At 60.8% G+C, this 17588-nt stretch carries 14 protein-coding genes and 2 pseudogenes; 5 read left to right on the top strand and 11 right to left on the bottom strand.

Features of this window, described 5'->3' with window-relative positions; genetic code table 11:
• Positions 1-78: 78 nt before the first annotated feature.
• The 6 genes from ABIN98_RS03870 to ABIN98_RS03845 all read right to left on the bottom strand — a co-directional run bounded on the left by ABIN98_RS03870 (position 79) and on the right by ABIN98_RS03845 (position 5975).
• Positions 79-1041 (bottom strand): D-glycerate dehydrogenase, encoded by a 963-nt coding sequence (locus ABIN98_RS03870; protein ID WP_346907563.1) that lies wholly within the window; start codon positions 1039-1041, stop codon positions 79-81.
• On the bottom strand, positions 1034-1252 hold the full coding sequence (locus ABIN98_RS03865; RefSeq protein ID WP_346907561.1) for a hypothetical protein: 219 nt from the start codon (positions 1250-1252) through the stop codon (positions 1034-1036). The genes ABIN98_RS03870 and ABIN98_RS03865 overlap by 8 nt, the downstream gene beginning before the upstream one ends.
• Positions 1253-1272: 20 nt before the next feature.
• Positions 1273-2622 (bottom strand): amidase, encoded by a 1350-nt coding sequence (locus ABIN98_RS03860; protein WP_346907559.1) that lies wholly within the window; start codon positions 2620-2622, stop codon positions 1273-1275.
• A complete protein-coding gene (locus tag ABIN98_RS03855) occupies positions 2619-4166 on the bottom strand; it encodes a TRAP transporter large permease subunit (protein WP_346907558.1) in 1548 nt (515 codons plus the stop codon). The genes ABIN98_RS03860 and ABIN98_RS03855 overlap by 4 nt, the downstream gene beginning before the upstream one ends.
• A gap of 36 nt (positions 4167-4202) precedes the next feature.
• A complete protein-coding gene (locus tag ABIN98_RS03850) occupies positions 4203-4787 on the bottom strand; it encodes a TRAP transporter small permease subunit (RefSeq protein ID WP_346907557.1) in 585 nt (194 codons plus the stop codon).
• 84 nt (positions 4788-4871) lie between these two features.
• Entirely contained in the window at positions 4872-5975 is a 1104-nt protein-coding gene (locus ABIN98_RS03845; RefSeq protein ID WP_346907555.1) for a TRAP transporter substrate-binding protein, read from the bottom strand.
• Between the two features lie 735 nt (positions 5976-6710).
• Between ABIN98_RS03845 and ABIN98_RS03840 the strand changes: the two genes are divergently transcribed.
• Entirely contained in the window at positions 6711-8033 is a 1323-nt protein-coding gene (locus ABIN98_RS03840; RefSeq protein ID WP_346907553.1) for a DUF3422 domain-containing protein, read from the top strand.
• 71 nt (positions 8034-8104) lie between these two features.
• Here the strand turns inward: ABIN98_RS03840 and ABIN98_RS03835 are convergent, their stop codons facing one another.
• Both ABIN98_RS03835 and ABIN98_RS03830 read right to left on the bottom strand, forming a co-directional pair.
• Complete coding sequence (locus ABIN98_RS03835) at positions 8105-8503, bottom strand: cytochrome c family protein (RefSeq protein ID WP_346907551.1); 399 nt, start codon at positions 8501-8503, stop codon at positions 8105-8107.
• 197 nt (positions 8504-8700) lie between these two features.
• A complete protein-coding gene (locus ABIN98_RS03830; protein ID WP_346907549.1) occupies positions 8701-9645 on the bottom strand; it encodes a LysR family transcriptional regulator in 945 nt (314 codons plus the stop codon).
• Positions 9646-9811: 166 nt separating this feature from the next.
• On the opposite strand from ABIN98_RS03830, the gene ABIN98_RS03825 reads away from it, so the two are divergent.
• Positions 9812-11308: an FAD-linked oxidase C-terminal domain-containing protein gene (locus tag ABIN98_RS03825; protein ID WP_346907548.1), complete on the top strand. Its 1497-nt coding sequence runs from the start codon at positions 9812-9814 to the stop codon at positions 11306-11308.
• Positions 11309-11316: 8 nt separating this feature from the next.
• Positions 11317-12501, top strand: a complete 1185-nt coding sequence (glcE, locus tag ABIN98_RS03820) for a glycolate oxidase subunit GlcE (protein WP_346907546.1) — start codon at positions 11317-11319, stop codon at positions 12499-12501.
• Between the two features lie 89 nt (positions 12502-12590).
• On the opposite strand, the gene ABIN98_RS03815 is transcribed toward glcE, so the two are convergent.
• Positions 12591-13244: a hypothetical protein gene (locus ABIN98_RS03815; protein WP_346907544.1), complete on the bottom strand. Its 654-nt coding sequence runs from the start codon at positions 13242-13244 to the stop codon at positions 12591-12593.
• A 273-nt stretch (positions 13245-13517) separates the two neighbouring features.
• Here ABIN98_RS03815 and glcF point away from each other — a divergent pair.
• Positions 13518-14843, top strand: a pseudogene (gene glcF, locus ABIN98_RS03810) (glycolate oxidase subunit GlcF).
• A gap of 88 nt (positions 14844-14931) precedes the next feature.
• Positions 14932-15621, top strand: a complete 690-nt coding sequence (locus ABIN98_RS03805; RefSeq protein ID WP_346907542.1) for a hypothetical protein — start codon at positions 14932-14934, stop codon at positions 15619-15621.
• A gap of 197 nt (positions 15622-15818) precedes the next feature.
• Here the strand turns inward: ABIN98_RS03805 and ABIN98_RS03800 are convergent, their stop codons facing one another.
• Both ABIN98_RS03800 and ABIN98_RS03795 read right to left on the bottom strand, forming a co-directional pair.
• Positions 15819-16550, bottom strand: a complete 732-nt coding sequence (locus ABIN98_RS03800) for a L,D-transpeptidase (RefSeq protein ID WP_346907540.1) — start codon at positions 16548-16550, stop codon at positions 15819-15821.
• A 256-nt stretch (positions 16551-16806) separates the two neighbouring features.
• Positions 16807-17528: pseudogene (locus tag ABIN98_RS03795) on the bottom strand (DUF2927 domain-containing protein).
• Positions 17529-17588 lie beyond the last annotated feature (60 nt).

The raw sequence follows: 17588 nt of genomic DNA, 5'->3' as shown, positions 1-17588 counted from the left end.
TCGGACACACAAAACCGCGCCCGCCGGATCTTAATGACCCGGCGAGTAAAATTGGTCAATTAAATTATCCAATTCTCTCTAAAGAAGATCCCTGGGCGTCTTGCCGGCAAAGAAGGCGTTGAGATTGTCCAGGGCACGGAAGCCCATGGCATCGCGGGTCCGCACCGTTGCGCTGCCGATGTGGGGCAGCATGAACACATTCTCGAAGTCTGCGAATGCCGGATTGCCGCCGGGTTCTTTGGCAAAACAGTCCAGCCCGGCCGCAGCCGCGTGCCCGGACCTGAGCGCGGAGATCAGCGCCGCCTCGTCGACCAATGCTCCCCGAGCCGTATTGACGACCACACAGCCTGCTGGAAGCAACTTCAAGGTGTCCGCATTCAGGAGGTTTTTCGTCTCCGGGGTGGCGGGGCAGTGAAGCGAGAGGAAGTCGCCGTTGGGCAGGAGGCTTTCCAGCGAGCTGTGATAGGTCGCGCCGTATTCCTTGTCCTCGGGGAGGCGCTGCCGGTTGTAGTAGTGGATCTCCATGTCGAAACCACGGGCCTTCTTGGCGAGGGCCTGGCCGACCCGGCCCATACCGACGATGGCGAGCCGCGCGCCGCTGACCTGCTTGCCGACCATGAAGGACGGGCTCCAGAAGTCCCACGCGCCGCTTCTGACGATCCGGTCGCCTTCGACCGCCCGCCGCGCGGCACCGAGCATCAGCAGAATGGCGATCTCGGCGGTCGCGTCCGACAGCACATCCGGCGTGTTGGTCACGGCAATGCCGCGCGCCTTCAGGGCAGCGAGATCGCAATGATCAGTGCCGACGGAGTGATTGGCGAGGATCTTCAGGCGCGGATCGAGCCGGCTCACCACATCGGCTGAAAAGATCTCCGAGTGGCACGGCATCATCGCGTCGACGCGCGCGCTCATGGCGACGATCTCGTCGGCCGTGCTGACGTCGTCGGCCTCGTTGAGGATAACCTCGTAGCTTTCCCGGGCCCGCGCGATGGTCGCATCGGATACCCGCCGGGGCAGCCACAGGACCGGCTTGTCAGCCATTCTTGTTGTTCCCGTCCTTGCCCAGAACGCATTCCTGGACATAGTCGGTGACGGCGAGCGACAAGACGAAGATCACGATGATCCAGCAAGGAAAACCACCCCAGAAACCGGCAAAACCGGTGGAGATGCTGTAGGCCAGCCCGATCACGAAGACCGAGACCAGCGCGGTTCCGATCAGCCCCAGGAGGATCTTGCTGTTGCGTCCTAACATGTGAAACTCCTTGTTTCGCCTCAGGCGTCGTTCAATGTTTTGAGAAGCCAGCTGGCCGTTCGCATCAACCGGTCGTCCTGCTCGACGGCACCGATGAGCTGGACACCGATCGGCAGGCCATTTTCGCCGACCAGCAGGGGCATGGAGACCGCAGGCAACCCGCCCAGCGTCCAGATCGTGCAGAATATCGGATCACCGGTGCTCGGCCCCATCTTCGGGGCTTCTCCGGCCGCGCTCGGACTGAGGATCGCATCGTAGTCCTTGAAGAAGGCCGCAAAGAAACCGTCGGCCGCTTCGGCCACCGAAAGGGCGTCCTCGTAGACCGCGGCCGGAATCGATCGTCCGCGTTCGATCACCGGCTTCAGCGTCGCGCTGATCTTGTCCCAATGCGTGTCGAAGGTGTCCTTCAGAAGCTGGCTGATCTCGTATTCGTGAATGACCCGCTGCACCTCGACCAGACCGGCAAAGGCGGGCGGCGCCGGGATCCGCTCCACGCGCCCGCCGAGCGCGGAAATGATTTCCTCGAACCCGGCCCGGCTATCCGCACTCAGGCGATCGGCAAAGGGAAGGTCGATAAAGGCCAGGGATGGTGCCACCGGCGGCTCTGCCTGAAAGCCTTCCAGCATGGCCGGCCGAGGGTGCGGATAGCACTTGTCGTCGGTCTGGTCGTAGCCCTTGATCGCGTCCGCCAGCAGCGCGCTGTCCTCCAGGGTGCGGGCAAAGACGCCTAATTGGTCGAGCGAGCCCGATGTCGCTAGCACGCCGCGGCGTGAGATGACACCGCGGGTCGGCTTGAAGCCGTAGGTGCCGCAGAAGGACGCCGGGCGGATGACCGACCCGTTGGTCTGTGTGCCGAGCGCCAGCGGCACCTGATGGGCGGCAACCGCTGCTGCCGATCCGCTTGAAGATCCACCGGGAATATGGCCCGGGTTATGCGGATTGGTGGTGTCGGCCGGATGAACGAAGGCCAGTTCGGTCGTCTTGGTCTTGCCCAGGATCACCGCCCCGGCATCGCGCAGGCGCTCGACAACGGCCGCATCCAGATCCGGCTTGCGTCCTGTGAAGACCGGAGACCCGCGTTCCGTCGGATAATCCTTCGTGTCGATGATATCCTTCAGACCCACCGGCACGCCGTGCAGGGCCCCGAGGGGGCGGCCCGATTGGCGGATCGCATCCATTTCGCCGGCTTCCGCCAGCGCCTTATCCCGGTCCAGATGGGCCCAGGCTTTCAACTGCCCGTCGGTCTCGTCGATCCGTTCAAGGCAGGCGGAAACCAGGTCGGTCGAAGTTAGAAGGCCGGCCCGGATTTTCCGGGCCGCCTCGCTGGCACTGAGGTTGAGGATGTCATTTTCAGGCAGTGTCAGGTTCATGGAATATAGGGTCCGAACAGGTAATCAGGCAGCCACAGGGCAATCGCGGGGAACTCGTGCAGCATCACCATGCTGAAGATCACGATCACGAGATACGGCAGGATGCCCTTGAAGATGTCAACCAGCTCGATCTCCTTCTTGAGCACGCCTTTCAGATAGTAGGCCGACATGGCCATGGGTGGTGTCAGGAACGAGGTTTGCAGGTTCAGCGCTACCAGCATTGCGAAGAAGTACGGGTTGACGTTGAACGTATCGAGCATGGGCAGGAAGATCGGTACGAAGATGATCAGGATTTCGGACCATTCCAGCGGCCAGCCGAGGAAGAAGATGATTAGCTGGACCAGGATCAGGAACTGCCAGGGTTCAAGCTGCATGTGCAGGAACCATTGTTCGATGATGTCGTGGCCGCCGAGATAGGAGAACACGGACGCAAAGGTCCAGGAGCCGACGAACAGCCAGCACACCATGGCGGTTGCCTTGGCGGTCAGGAACACGCTTTCCGTCAGTCGGACCCAGACCGCCTTGTGGGCGTGGCGGAGGCACGAGAGCCAGAGGCCCGCGAGCGCGCCCAGAACCGGAATGGTGATCATCTGCCACAGCTTCGGTTCCTTGGCGGTCAGGATGAAGACTGCGAACGACACCACGGCGAGCCCGGCCGGGACAGGGTCTTTCAGTGTGACGCACTTCCTCAGGATGTCTTCCGTCGGTCCAAGATAGAGAGACGCCAGGAACAGGCCTCCCAGCGCTCCCATGGCGGCTGCTTCCGCCGGCGTTGCCAGTCCGCCCAGGATGGAGCCGAGGACGAGCATGATCAGCACGGTCAGCGGCACGAAGGAAACCAGCAGATCCGTGTAGATCTTCGCCACCGGCGGTACATCTTCCTGCTGCGGTTTGGGCGCAATTCTGGGATTGAGGAGAACCCGGGCGATCACATAGAGGATATAGAGGCCAGCGAGCATCAGCCCGGGGAAGACCGCTGCCGCGTAAAGGCGGAGCGGGGACAGCTCGGCGATCGCCGCATAGACGATCAGCATGATCGAGGGCGGGATCAGGATGCCGAGGGTACCGCCGGCACAGATCACGCCTGAGGCGAATTGCTTGTTGTAATTGGCATTGGCCATGGCCGGGAAGGCCAGAAGTCCCATCAGCGTCACGACGGCACCGACGATTCCTGATGCGGTTGAAAACACCGCGCAGGTGATCAGGGCGGCAATCGCCATGGAGCCGGGCAGGTTGCGGGCGGCCATCTGCAGCGAGAAGAACAGGCGGTTGACGATATTCGCCCGTTCGACCACGTACCCCATGAACAGGAACAACGGGATGGCGACCAGCGTGTCGTTTTCCATCACCGAATAGGTGTTCTGGTTCAGGAGATAGAAGATGTTGTTGGAAAACAGGTCTGCGAAGGTTTCCGCACCGGAATAATAGGCGTAGTAGCCGAAGGCAACGCCCATGGCGAGAAGGGTAAAGGCGATCGGAAAGCCGAGCAGCACCAGCAGGATAAACAGGCACAGCATCAGGATCGCGACTTCGGGATTCGTCATCTCAGGACACTTTCATCAAAGAGACATGCTGTCCGGTCAATGGCCGGCGGCGGGCTGGTCTTCAAAGGGATCCTCGGCCAGGATGTCCTCCGTTTCCTTCACGTCGGTCAGGCGCGGTAGCCATTCCCCGGTCTTCATGGCGCGCCAACAGCGTGCGAGTTCGGCAAGTCCCTGCAGCATCAGCAGGAAACCGGCCACCGGGATCAGGGTCTTGAAGAAGTAGATCTGGATGCGGGCCGGGCTGTTCCAGCTCACTTCCTTGTAACGCCAGCTGTCGGAAGCGATTTCCGCCCCGTACCAGAACAGCGCCAGCATGCCCGGGTAGAAGAACAGCAGGTACAGCAGGAAGTCGATGCGGGCCTGCCAGCGGACCGGAAACAGGCGGTAGAGAACGTCGCCGCGCACATGGGTGTCCTGGGCCAGGGCATAGGGCCCGGACATCAGGAACAGGGCGCCGTACATCTGGACCATCATGTCGAAGGCCCAGACGGTCGGCGCATTCAGCACGTAGCGCACGAACACTTCATAGGAAACGGACAGGGTGAGGATGAGAATGCACCAGCCGAAGGCCCGGCCGACCCAGACGCTCAGCCCTTCGATCGTATAGATTAGTCTTGTCACGTCAGCCTCTGGCGGTTTGCAGGCAGGAATGCGCGGGGGCCCGTGACGGGTCCCCGCGGCAACATCCGGCAAAAAGGGCTCGGATCAGCCGAAGTAGTGCTTGTAGGCCAGCTTGTAGTCGGGCTGGTTGAGGTTCAGGTAGCCCATCACCTCTTTGGCATACTTCTTCTGCGACTCGATCACCTTGGCGAAGAAGGGATCTTCCTCGGAAATGCGGGTGACAACGGCATCCCAGGCATCGAGCTGAGCAGCCATGACCGCATCCGGCGTGCGATGAACGTTGACGCCCTGTTCGGTCTGCAGCTTGACGAGGTCTTCCGCGTAGCGCTTGGTGTTGTGCCAGTAGAAGTTCGAGTTCTCGGCGTTCGAAGCATGCTTCAGGACGGCCTGAAGCTCGGACGGCAGGTTCTCGTACTTCTTCTTGTTGAAGGTGATTTCGAAGAATTCCTGGCTTTGGTGGAACGACGCCAGCATGTAATCCTTCGACACGTCCTGCATACCGAAGTCACGGTCGGAGGTCGGGTTGTTGAACTCGGCCGCGTCGATCAGCCCGGACTTCATCGCCGGCTGAATTTCACCGCCGGGAAGCTGCACGACCGAAAGGCCCATCTGCAGCATCACATCGGCGGCAAGGCCGACCGTGCGGTATTTCAGGCCGTTCATCTGCGCGGCGTCGGTGATCGGCTGCTTGAACCAGCCGAGCGGCTGTGCCGGCATCGGGCTGTTGAAGAAGGAAACGACGTTCAGACCGAGCGAAGCCATCAGTTCGTCGAACAGCTCCTGGCCACCGCCGTAATTGACCCAGCCGAGCACTTCCTGAGACGACCAGCCGAAGCACGGGCCCGTGCCGAACAGGGACGCGGTTTTCGATTTGGAGTACCAGTAGGCCGGAACGTAGTGGGCCGCATCGAGCACGCCCCGGTGCACGGCGTCCTGCATCTGGCTGGTCTTGACGACCGAGTCCACCGGCAGGAGGTCGATCTTCAGATCCTTGCCGGCCATGGCATGAACGGTGTCCACGTAGGACTTGGCGTTTTCAAGAAAGATGCCGCCGCCCCAGGCGGCCTGCATCTTCAGGACGGTCGGCTCGGCGCGCGCTACGGCGGGCGCGGCAAGAGTGCCTGCCGTTGCTGTGGCGGCAAGCGCGCTGCCTTTCAGGAACCGTCTCCTGTTCAGTGTATCAGTCATGGTTTTCCTCCCGTTTATACCGGCTTTGTTTATGGATTTGCCGGACCTAAACAGGGTTAGGAAACCATTATCCCTGAGGAAGAACAAGAGGATCTGTGTTTTGAAGCTTATAGAGTTAAATCGGATTCTAGTGATTTTTCCGGATATTGAGTTATTTGTTTAAGTTGTTAAGCAATATTTTCGAGGAATAGTTATGCATGATTATATTGCGCTGCAGAATGTCTGTTTCGCATCTGCGTCGGGTTGTGATCCGTGTGGGCTGTTTACCTGGCGTCCGAGTGGGCCGGTCTGGCGATCGTGGAAAGACCGAAATTGTTCCAGAACAATTTCGAAAAATGCGAATAATAGAATGCATTTATAAAATGCGAGAACCGGATAGAACCGGTCGGTCCATTGAGACATCTGACATCGCCCGTTCGGACGGACCACAACGCGTGGCCCCTAGGGTGCGTCGACCCAAGAAATCAGGTCCGGGGATGGTGTGGAAATTTTGCGGTGCGACAACGGGTTGAGAAATTTGCCGGCAACGGATTATGATTTCTCGCTAGGTGAGAATTGTTTCTCGAATTTGCATTCAGTTGTGACGTCGTGTTGAAAATCCCTGTGGATCTTTGCCTGCGGCGGGATAACGCGTGCCGTTTCCAACCAAAACTCGTGACAAGGCTCCGCTCCATAAGCCATTCTCAGGCTGGATCATCGGGGTCATCCTGGTAGACGGAAGGATTGGCAAACGTCATGGGCGAAAATTCGAAGGACAGGGCGAACCCGTTACCGGCCTTCAAAACGCATCCCATGCGCGAGGCGGTTCTGGGTGAGGTGCATGCCCGTCCTTTTCGGCCGCTGTCGGCGCCGAGCGTCATCCTTCATTATGCTTTCACCACGACGCCCGAACAGGCGGCGGCCGATTACAAGTGGTTTTCAGACCTGTGCGCCAGCCAGGGCGCAGCCGGGCCCGGAAAATCGGCACGGCATCACGTTCTGGAATTCGGCGGCGGCACGCTGAGCTGGGAATGGCACACCGAGTTTATCACCTACACATGGCACGGCCCGGCAACGTCTTCGGAACCTTTCGGACCGCTGCCGGTCACGCATCCGTTCGGGGTTGCGTTCCGGGCGCCGGGGCCGATGCTGGTGTCCACCAGGCTTGATCTGTGCAAGGCGCCGGCATCCGAGGACTGGCGAAGCCACTATGACCCGGCAAGCCTGACCGTGTTCAAGGTGGAAAACGGCACCGGGCTTGCGGCAACCGATTTCCGCCCGGACGGGGACGGCTTGACCCGGATCGTCGTTTTCAACGAAGCCATGACGCCGGTACAGTGCGGCGCCCTGGTGCAACGGCTTCTGGAAATCGAGACGTACCGGACCCTGGCATTGCTCGGTCTGTTCGAGGCGAACAGCCGACAATCCGACATCGGCGCGATCGAGACGGAACTGGTCGGCTTGACCAAGAGTATCCAGGACACGGCCGGTCTGGAAGAAAACAGGACCTTGCTCGAACAGTTGTCCAGGCTGGCTGCCAGCCTGGAGGCGGCGGCCGCGGCAAGCTCCTACCGGTTCGCCGCAAGCCGGGCCTATTACGAGATCGTCCTGGCCCGTCTGCGCTCCCTGGGCGAAGAGGCGGCCCAAGGCGATCTGAGCATGTCCGCATTTCTGGGGCGTCGGCTCGGCCCGGCCATGCGCACCTGCCAGGCGCTTGAAATGCGTCAGGAAAAGCTGTCTGAGAAGCTGGCGCGCGCGACAACGCTGTTGCGTACGCGTGTCGATGTGGATCTGGAACAGCAGAACCGGAGCCTGCTGGAATCCATGAACAGGCGCGCCCGGGTTCAGCTACGGCTGCAACAGACGGTCGAAGGCCTGTCTGTCGCCGCCATCAGCTACTATGTCATCGGTCTGCTGTCTTACCTCGCCAAGGGCGTAAAAACGGCAGGGGTTCCGATGCCCGGCCCGGAAGTCACCACGGGGCTCGCGGTGCCGGTGGTCGTTGTCGGGATCTGGTTGATCGTACGCAGGATCCGCTCTCATCACGCGGAAAGCGCCGACGACGAAACGGGAAAGTAATTCGACGCAACTCAAAGGAAAAAGGCCGGCTCGCGGGGAGCCGGCCTTTTTGTTTTCTGCGGAGTGACCGCTTACTTCGTCGAGCCGTCCGCGTTGAACTGGGCGAGATAGGCGATGACGTCGTCGCGGTCCTTATCCTTTTTCAGACCGGCAAAGGCCATCTTGGTTTTCGGGACGAGATCCTTCGGCTTCTCCAGGTAGGTGTGAAGGGTCGCGTCGTCCCACACCTTGTCGCCTTCTGCGAATTCCTTCATGGCCGGGGAGTACTTGAAGTCTTCAATGCTGGCGACCTTGCGGTCGACGATGCCGTTCAGCTCCGGGCCGACCTTGTTCTTGGCATCGGGGCCAACGGCATGGCAAGCCTTGCACTTCTTGAAGACCTTCTCGCCCTTGTCCACATCGCCTTCAGCCGACGCGGTTACGGTCAGGGCAAGGAGAGCCGTACCGGCAATCATTACGAGACGCTTCATTTCATTCTCCCTCAAAGACACGTAATCACATAGCAGTTTTAGAACAAAAAAACGAAGCCCAACGCAAGGGAGCAGCCGGAAAACTTGTTCGGTTTTCCCGGACTTGAGCGCCTATGTCGCAGGTTCGTGGCAAAACCGCTTATCCCAAAAGGGACATTTCGTGTCCGAATTTGCAACCGATACCTAAGGGTGACTTTTCAGCTTGCCTTGGCTGTGCCGGGAGCGTCCAGCCATGCGTCCAGCCCGGCGTCCCAATAAGGGGAAGGGCCGTATAGTCCTGCGAGAAAATCGATGAAGACGCGGACCTTCGCCGGCAGAAAACGCCGGCTGGGGTAGACGGCGTGCAGGCCCACATCCTTTGACGCGCGGTATTGCGGCAGGACGATCTTGAGTTTTCCGTCCCGCAATTCCGGGCCGATGTCCCAGGTGGAGCGCAGGGCGACGCCGACGCCCGCCAGCAGGCACTCGCGAACGACCTCGCTGGAATTGGTCCGGATCGGGGCGATTGTGCGCACCGTCTCGATGCCGTGCGGGCCCATCAGGCGCCACGGGTCCTGATTGACCGCCGCCAGGCAGACATGGTTTTCCAAAAGATCGTCGATGGAGGCCGGTTCACCGTGTTCTGCCAGATAGCCGGGGGCAGCGCACAGGATCCTGTGCACCGGGGCGAGCCTGCGCGCTACGAGGCTGGAATCGGACAGTTCGGCAATCCGGATCGCGAGATCATAGCCCTCACCGACGATATCGACGAAGTCGTCGCCCAGGTCGAGATTGATCGACAGGTCCGGATTGTCTTTCAGGAACTTGCCGAGATAGGGCGCGATGTGCAGCCGGCCGAACGAGGTCGGAGCCGCTACCTTCAGCGTGCCCCGCGCCTGAGCGGATCCGCGGGAAACAAACGCTTCGGCCTCTTCCACGGAAGCAAGAATGGCCACGACCCGCTCGTAAAAGCCTTGCCCCGCCTCGGTCATGGCAATCTGGCGGGTCGTGCGTTGCAGGAGCCGGGTGCCGAGCTTGTCCTCAAGCCTGCGGATCCGTTTGGAAACCACCGCGGGGGAAAGCGACATCTCCCGGCCCGCCGCCGACATGCTGCCGGCGCTGACGACCCTGGCGAAAATCTCCATGTCCGTGAGATTGCTCATTTTCAACTGCCCGGAAAGATTATTATTGCTTTGTCGACGTTTCGTCCGGCCCGGTTTTTTGACAGGATTGGCAAGTCGCCGGATCCCGACGCGATCAACCGGATTGATTATACGTCTTTTCGGCAATAATAGATCATATTTGTTCGGAAATGGAAAGGGAGAGGCCATGACTGCGATCGCAATGCCGAAGCCGGATAGCGCGGTCATCGCGCGCAGGGCGGACATCGTCAAAGCGCTGCAGGCCATCGTGCCCGGGGAGGGGGTGATCGATGACGAAGCCGAAATGCGCCCCTATGAAACCGATGCCTTGACGGCCTACCGTCAGCTGCCGCTGATCGTGGTACTGCCCGAGACGGTGGACCAGGTGTCGCGGGTCCTGCGCTACTGCCACGAAAACGGTGTCAAGGTGGTGCCGCGCGGTGCCGGGACCTCGCTGTCCGGCGGCGCGCTGCCGCTCGCCGACGGCGTCCTGCTGTCCATGATGAAGTTCAACCGGGTGCTCGACATCGACTATCCGAACCGTGCGGTCGTCGTCCAACCGGGCGTCACCAATCTCGGGATTACCCGGGCCGTCGAGCACGAAGGTTTTTACTACGCGCCGGATCCCTCGTCCCAGATCGCCTGCTCCATCGGTGGCAACATTGCGGAAAATTCCGGCGGTGTGCATTCGCTTAAATACGGCTTGACGACCAACAATGTGCTCGGCCTGGAAATGGTGCTGATCACCGGCGAGGTGATCCGCCTGGGCGGCAAGCATCTCGACAGTGAGGGGTATGACTTGCTCGGCCTGATGACCGGATCGGAGGGCCTGCTCGGCGTTGTCACCGAAGTGACGGTGCGCATCCTGCAAAAGCCCGAAACCGCCCGGGCGCTTCTGATCGGTTTCCAGTCCAGCGAGGATGCCGGACGCTGCGTGGCCGATATCATCGGCGCCGGTATCATTCCCGGCGGCATGGAAATGATGGACAAGCCGGCCATTCACGCGGCCGAGGATTTCGTCCACGCGGGCTATCCGCGGGACGTGGAGGCGCTCCTGATAGTCGAACTCGACGGACCGGAGGCGGAAGTCCACCATCTGATCGACCTCGTCGAGGAGATTGCGGGCAAGAACGGGGCGGGCCACATCCGGATTTCGGAGAGCGAAGAGGAACGCATGACCTTCTGGGCGGGGCGCAAGGCCGCCTTTCCGGCGGTCGGCCGGATTTCACCCGACTATCTGTGCATGGACGGCACGATCCCGCGCAGGGAACTGCCGAAAGTGCTGGCGCGCATGCGCGAGCTTTCTGACAAGCACGGATTGCGGGTCGCCAACGTGTTCCATGCTGGAGACGGCAACCTGCACCCGCTCATTCTCTATGACGCCAACAAGCCGGGCGAACTGGATGCCGCCGAAGCCTTCGGCGCGGATATCCTGCGGCTTTGCGTCGAGGTCGGCGGTGTCCTCACCGGCGAGCACGGGGTCGGCATCGAAAAGCGTGACCTGATGACAGACATGTTTTCCGAGGAGGACCTGAAACAGCAGCAGCGGGTCAAATGCGCCTTCGACGACAAGCACCTGTTGAACCCGGGCAAGGTGTTCCCGGTGCTGCACCGCTGCGCCGAGCTCGGGAAGATGCATGTCCACAAGGGACAGCTTCCGTTTCCGGACATCCCCCGTTTTTAGGAAAAGCCATGGACGCGACACTGAAGCCGCGCGACACGCGCGAAACCTGCGAGGCGGTCAAATGGGCCGCCGCCGAGCATACGCCGCTGGAAATCATCGGCCAGGGTTCCAAGCGTGCCCTCGGCCGGCCGGTCCAGGCGGCCCATGTGCTGGATCTGTCGGACCTGAGCGGCGTGGACGTCTACGAGCCGGCCGAACTTGTGCTTACGGTCAAGGCGGGGACGCCGATCGCCGACGTTGAGACGCTGGTTGCTCAAAGCGGCCAGGAACTGTCGTTCGAGCCGATGGACTACGGCCCGCTTCTGGGCGAAGCGGTGGGCAGGGGAACGATCGGCGGGGTTCTGGCCGCCAATCTCTCCGGGCCGCGCCGGATCAAGGCAGGCGCTGCCCGCGATCATATTCTGGGTATGGAAGCGGTCTCCGGCCGCGGCGAGGTCTTCAATTCCGGCGGCCGGGTGGTGAAAAACGTCACCGGCTACGATCTGCCGCGTGCGCTCTGCTCATCCTGGGGAACCCTGGCAGTTGCCACCACCGTCACCTTGAAGGTCAATCCGAAGCCGGAAACCAGCGCGAGTTTCTGCCTCGCTGGCCTGTCGGACGAGGATGCGGTCAAGGCCATGTGCGCGGCCATGGGGTCGTCGGGGGAAGTCTCCGGCGCGGCCCATCTGCCAGCCGGCATTGACGGTGGAGAAAGCCGGACGCTGCTCAGGCTGGAAGGCTTCGCGACCTCGGTCGACTACCGGTTCGACACTTTGAGGAAGCTGCTTGCACCTTTCGGCGCGCCCAGCCGCGTCGAAAACAACGAATCGACAGCCCTGTGGGCGAGGATCCGTGACGTGATGCCGTTCGCCGGCGCCAAAACGCCGGTCTGGCGCATTTCCGTTTCGCCGGCCTCTGGCGCAGAGCTGGTCGCGCGATTGCGGGACAAGCTGGACCTGCAGGCGTTTTACGACTGGTCCGGAGGGCTTGTCTGGCTGAACTGTCTCGACGGCGAGGTTCACGATGTACCGATCCGGTCGGCAGTCGCCGATTGCGGCGGCGGTCACGCGACGCTTGTGCGGGCCGACGCCCCGGTGCGGGCATCCGTTCCCGTCTTCCAGCCGCAGCCGGATGCGCTTGCGGCCCTGGCCCGCCGGGTCAAGGAGCAGTTCGATCCGCACGGGATTCTCAATCCTGGACGGATGGTTCCCTGAACTCTCGATATCGCGGATGAAAAGCGCCGGGGAGCAATTCGCTTCCCCGGCGCTTTTTTAAAATAACGGTCAGGCGGTAACGGACCGGATCAGGCGCGCGGCGGGGCCTTCTTCAGGCCGGCGTTGCACTTGACGGTCAGGTCATAGGTCATGCCACCGCGCTGGTTGGCGGTGTTCTTGAGGCTCCACTTGTTGTTTTCCGCAGCCTTCTTGTGTGCGGCGACCGCGTCGAGTTCGAAATAGGCACGGGCCTTCACCGTCCAGTCTTTCGACAGGACGTCTGTCTTCGACAGGCCCTTTTTCATCTGGTTCTTGAGATTCAGTTCGCACTGCTTCTTCGGATCGGACCCGTGCCAGGAAAGCTTCTGCAGCGGGATGTCCGGCTTGTAGCCGATGCTGACGGTCCGCTTGGAACCGGAACCGACATCTCTGTGCGCAAAGCTCTTGTTCCAGGAGGTCCCGCTGCCTTCGAAATAAAGCACGTTATGGAAAGCACCGAGCTTCATGGCGACAATGCGTTCGCCGTTGGTGGCCTTGGCATAGAGGTTCAAAAGGAACCGGTGGCTGGGTGTCTTGATCTTGGTGTAGCCGTTTGCGTCGGCGGAAACCTCGATGACCTTCACGTCGATGCCGTCCTGCTTGACGCTGACCTTTTCTACCCAGTCCTTGGCAAAACCTGCGGAGGTCATGGTCAGTAGCGCTGCTGCGGTCAGGGCGGTCCGGAAAAGTGTTTTCGTCTGCATAATGTGTCTCCAAAAGTATGTCTTAATCAAACCCACGGGAGGACATATGGGGGTGCTACCTTGAATGGTGCCTGAAACCGTCGTTCAAATTCCGTTCATCGAGCTGTGAACTTTTCGCGGAATTTCGAAAGTCCTGTGCGGGAGATCGGGTTCGTTGCGGCTCAAGCATCTGCTATAGGTCTGATGACAAAGGGAGAGGATCGCCGCCGGCAGTGACACGACAGGCCGGTCGCGTGGGCCGGATTGACGGCCGATTGACGAAACCGAGGACGCATGCAGACCAATTTCACCGCCGAGCAGTTATCTGACAGTGCTGTCGCGGAATCCGAAAAGATCCTGCGCAAATGCGTCCATTGCGGTTTCTGTACCGCGACCTGCCCGACCTTCACACTGCTGGGCGACGAACTCGACAGTCCCCGCGGGCGGATCTACCTCATCAAGGACATGCTGGAAAACAGCCGGCCGGCGGATGCCCGGATCGTCAAGCATATCGACCGCTGCCTGTCGTGCCTGTCCTGCATGACGACCTGTCCGTCCGGAGTGCATTACATGCATCTGGTCGACCATGCCCGGGCACATATCGACAGGACCTACAAGCGGCCCCTGGCCGACCGGGTGCTTCGAGAACTGCTTGCCTTCGTCCTGCCTTATCCGGGCCGGTTCCGGCTGGCGCTGGTCGGCGCGTTCTTCGCGCGGCCCATGGCCGGTCTTCTGAAATCCTTCGGCGGATCCTTCGCGAAGATGGGCGCCATGCTGGAACTGGCACCGGCGAAGGCCGCCGGGGTCTCGCATATGGCGGGGCCGGCATGCTTTCCCGCGGAGACGGGCCAGCGGAAGGGGCGGGTCGCGATCCTGTCTGGTTGCGCCCAACCTGTCCTGAAGCCGTCGATCAACGAGGCGACGATCCGCCTGTTGCAGCGTGCCGGCTACGAGATCGTCCTGCCGGAGGGTGAGGGCTGCTGCGGCGCGCTGGTGCATCACATGGGCAAGGAAGAGGCCGCGCTTGAGAATGCCCGGCGCAATGTGGATGCCTGGACCCGCGAGATTAAGGGCGAGGGGCTCGATGCGATCCTGATCACGGCGTCCGGCTGTGGCACCACGGTCAAGGACTACGGTTTCATGCTGCGCGAGGATCCCGCTTACGCCGAAAAGGCGGAACGGGTGTCCGCGCTGACGAAGGACATCACCGAATTCCTTTCCGGGGTCGAACTGGGCGAGCCGGCCTTCGCTCCGAACCTGACGGTTGCCTATCACTCCGCCTGTTCGATGCAGCATGGCCAGTAAGATCACCCGTGAGCCCAAGGATTTGCTGAAGGTGGCAGGCTTTGTCGTCAAAGATGTCCCGGAAGGCCACCTGTGCTGCGGTTCGGCTGGCACCTACAACATCCTGCAGCCCGAGCTGGCCGGGAAGCTGCGGGACCGCAAGGTCGCCAACATTGAAAAGACAGCGCCGGATCTGGTCGCCACGAGAGCAACATCGGCTGCATGACGCAGATCGGGATGGGAACGGACCTGCCGATCGTGCACACGGCGGAACTTTTGGATTGGGTCTACGGCGGGCCGGTGCCGGAAGGGCTGGAACAGGTCTACCGACTGTAGCCGCCTGTATCTGCGCGGACCGCACTGTCCGGTCGACATTTTGAAATCTGCGGCTGGCGCCTCCATATTGAGCGGGTCGGAAAATCAGGTGGAAGTCGTGTCGGCCGGAAGCAGCCATACAGCCATAATCAGCCTCGGAATGTCGTGCCAGAGTTCGCGCCAGATCCGCACCAGTCTGGATGTCCTCAGCGGTGCGCTGGGAGAACCCTTCGAGCGGGAGCGGCATTTCTTCGATGGGCTCATTACGCCGGTGGGTGGGATGGCCGCCCTGTTTGAGGATGACTTTCCGCTCTTTACACGGGATCAGATCGAGCCCGGACCGGGGCATCCGACATGGCTGCCCTACGGGATCCGGTTTCTGCACCATTTCCGCGTGGAAGACGAAGATGCCGATATTGATGCGCATATCGATGAGGAGCTGTCGCGCTTCGGGTACTTGAGGGATAAGTTCGCGGACCTCGCGAACCGCCGTCGTGTCGTCTTCGTCATTTCCAACAGCCAGAACAATCTGACCGAGGTGGCAGTCGAAACCGAAATGGGGTCCATCGCCTTTCATGCCGGTGAGATGAACCGCTTGCAGACGGCAGTCGACCGGTTTCTCGGCAGGGCTTGCGAGTATCTCGTGGTCAGTTATCCGGATCGCCACGGTGGCATCACCCATCCTGAACTGACAGTCCTTCAACCCGACCACAGCGAATGGACCGGCGACAAGGCGCAATGGCGTGCCCTGTTTCAGGATTATTTCGACCGCCCGCACCGCCTGTCGTTCGCGGTCTGAGCTAAATCACAAAACCCGATTTCGTCATCCCGGACGAAGCGTCAGCGGAGATCCGGGACCGGAGAGCCAAGGTCTTTGTAAGGGCAAACCCGCCGACGTCGTTAGCCCGGGGCCTCTCCGGTCCCGGCTCGCGCTTCGCTTGGCCGGGATGACGATGGAAAGGGTAGCGGGTAGAAAACGTTGTGCTGTAATCGACCTCAGATCACGTGCACCTCGGTGCCGACACCGACGCGTTCATAAAGATCTTCGACATCCTGGTTGCGCATGCGGATGCACCCTGACGATACGGCATGGCCGATCGTCCATGGCTGGTTGGAGCCGTGAATGCGATAAAGCGACGAGCCGAGATAAAGCGCACGCGCACCAAGAGGGTTTTGCGGCCCGCCTTCCATGAAGGTCGGCAGGTCCGGGCGGCGCTGAAGCATTTCTTTCGGAGGGCGCCAGTCGGGCCATTCGGCCTTGCGCGTGATCTTGTGGGTGCCTGCCCACTCGAACCCGGGCTTGCCGACACCGACACCGTAACGGCGCGCGGTCCCGTCCCGCTGTACCAGGTAGAGATAACGCTGCTCGGTATTGATGATGATCGTGCCCGGCTTGTAGGGGCCGTTGTAATCCACGATCGTCGGCAGGAAATTGGGAGAGATCTGCCGCGGCTGCTGGCGCGTGGCCGTCTGTACCGACGCGGTCTGCCGGCGGGATGCCGTTTGCGGATGTCCGCCGAACAGCCAGTTGCGTGTTCTGGGCGGCTGGGCCTGGCGCCTCTGCATTTGCCGCTGGCGCTGTGGCTGAAGCTGCAGGATCCAGGGCTCGGTCAGGTTCGGGCTGAGCACCAGCGGCGGCGGTGCCGCGCGGCCGATGTTACCGGCGAACGCCGGCTCGCAAACGGGGGCAAGGGCAATCAGGACTGCCAATGGAATAGATCGGTACATCGATGGACTCGCTACAAATCATCAGACCTGTCCGGCGCGTTGCCTCAAATTTGAGGCCGCGGCTTAAGACACTGGCAATCATGTTAGAAACGGAAGGATAGGTATTGGTGAATCGCGGCGTAACCATGCGCAGAAATTGCGAGGATGGTTAGCGTTCGGTTTCGATTTACGATTTACGAATAATTAATGGCAGCGGCGCTCTGCCGACCGTGAAATCGACACCGATGATTCAAAAGGGAAATTCGGAAAAATCTGGTTAATTTACCCGACGGCGGGCGTCACGGGCGACCAGGGGCAGAATGTTCTGAAGCTGGGTCGTCGACATGCCCGGCTTGATCCGCGGGTCGTAGAGCATGTTCAAAAGGATCTGGTCGAAGGCCGTGAACCGGCTGTGATGCGACCGATCGTTAAAGACCGAATGGATCAGCGTATCGTCGTCGTTCATGGGGCCGAGCCCCTGAAGGACCTCTTCGACCAGGCAACGGTGGAACAGAAATTCGCCTTCGTCGGAGACGATGACGGCGGCAGATCGCTTGATGCCCGGGACCCGGATACGACCCTGACAAGGCATCGGCCCGGGGGATCGATCTTCGTGTCCTTGTAGACATCCTTTTGAACGACTTCCCGGTATTGCGAGCGGTCGACGACATAGATCTGGAAATTGGCGCTGTCGGCGCTGCTGGCGAAATCCGTTGTCAGCCCGTGGATCTTGCGTCCCAGGCTGCGGACAAAGGCATTCACGGTTCCCGCGCGGTTCTTGCGCGAAAGATTATGGACGTAGAACCGCACCGGAACCGTATATTTTTTCACCAGATAAGGCCGCCAGCTCCAGGTGCGGTATTCCAGCCCGAAGACGGTCTTGTGAAAACCTGCGAGGAGTTCTTCGGTCGAAAACGTGTCCGAGGCGGCAACGGCCGGTCCGGCCACAAAATTGACCGAGAGCAGAATGGAAAACAGGATCCGGCGTATGGATGTCATTGATGCCGATGTCAGTTTCAAACAGGAGCCTGACCGGCCGCTGCAAAAAATTGTGGCTTA

It is taken from the genome of uncultured Roseibium sp. (assembly GCF_963675095.2).
Lineage (GTDB): Bacteria > Pseudomonadota > Alphaproteobacteria > Rhizobiales > Stappiaceae > Roseibium.
This window is presented reverse-complemented; position numbering and strand designations above follow the sequence as displayed.

Excerpts from the sequence above, each read along its gene's own strand:
- ABIN98_RS03870 (WP_346907563.1), bottom strand. The coding sequence starts at position 1,041 with ATGGCTGACAAGCCGGTCCTGTGGCTGCCCCGGCGGGTATCCGATGCG.
- ABIN98_RS03865 (WP_346907561.1), bottom strand. The coding sequence starts at position 1,252 with ATGTTAGGACGCAACAGCAAGATCCTCCTGGGGCTGATCGGAACCGCG.
- ABIN98_RS03860 (WP_346907559.1), bottom strand. The coding sequence starts at position 2,622 with ATGAACCTGACACTGCCTGAAAATGACATCCTCAACCTCAGTGCCAGC.
- ABIN98_RS03855 (WP_346907558.1), bottom strand. The coding sequence starts at position 4,166 with ATGACGAATCCCGAAGTCGCGATCCTGATGCTGTGCCTGTTTATCCTG.
- ABIN98_RS03845 (WP_346907555.1), bottom strand. The coding sequence starts at position 5,975 with ATGACTGATACACTGAACAGGAGACGGTTCCTGAAAGGCAGCGCGCTT.
- ABIN98_RS03840 (WP_346907553.1), top strand. The coding sequence starts at position 6,711 with ATGGGCGAAAATTCGAAGGACAGGGCGAACCCGTTACCGGCCTTCAAA.
- ABIN98_RS03835 (WP_346907551.1), bottom strand. The coding sequence starts at position 8,503 with ATGAAGCGTCTCGTAATGATTGCCGGTACGGCTCTCCTTGCCCTGACC.
- ABIN98_RS03830 (WP_346907549.1), bottom strand. The coding sequence starts at position 9,645 with ATGAGCAATCTCACGGACATGGAGATTTTCGCCAGGGTCGTCAGCGCC.
- ABIN98_RS03825 (WP_346907548.1), top strand. The coding sequence starts at position 9,812 with ATGACTGCGATCGCAATGCCGAAGCCGGATAGCGCGGTCATCGCGCGC.
- glcE (WP_346907546.1), top strand. The coding sequence starts at position 11,317 with ATGGACGCGACACTGAAGCCGCGCGACACGCGCGAAACCTGCGAGGCG.
- ABIN98_RS03815 (WP_346907544.1), bottom strand. The coding sequence starts at position 13,244 with ATGCAGACGAAAACACTTTTCCGGACCGCCCTGACCGCAGCAGCGCTA.
- ABIN98_RS03800 (WP_346907540.1), bottom strand. The coding sequence starts at position 16,550 with ATGTACCGATCTATTCCATTGGCAGTCCTGATTGCCCTTGCCCCCGTT.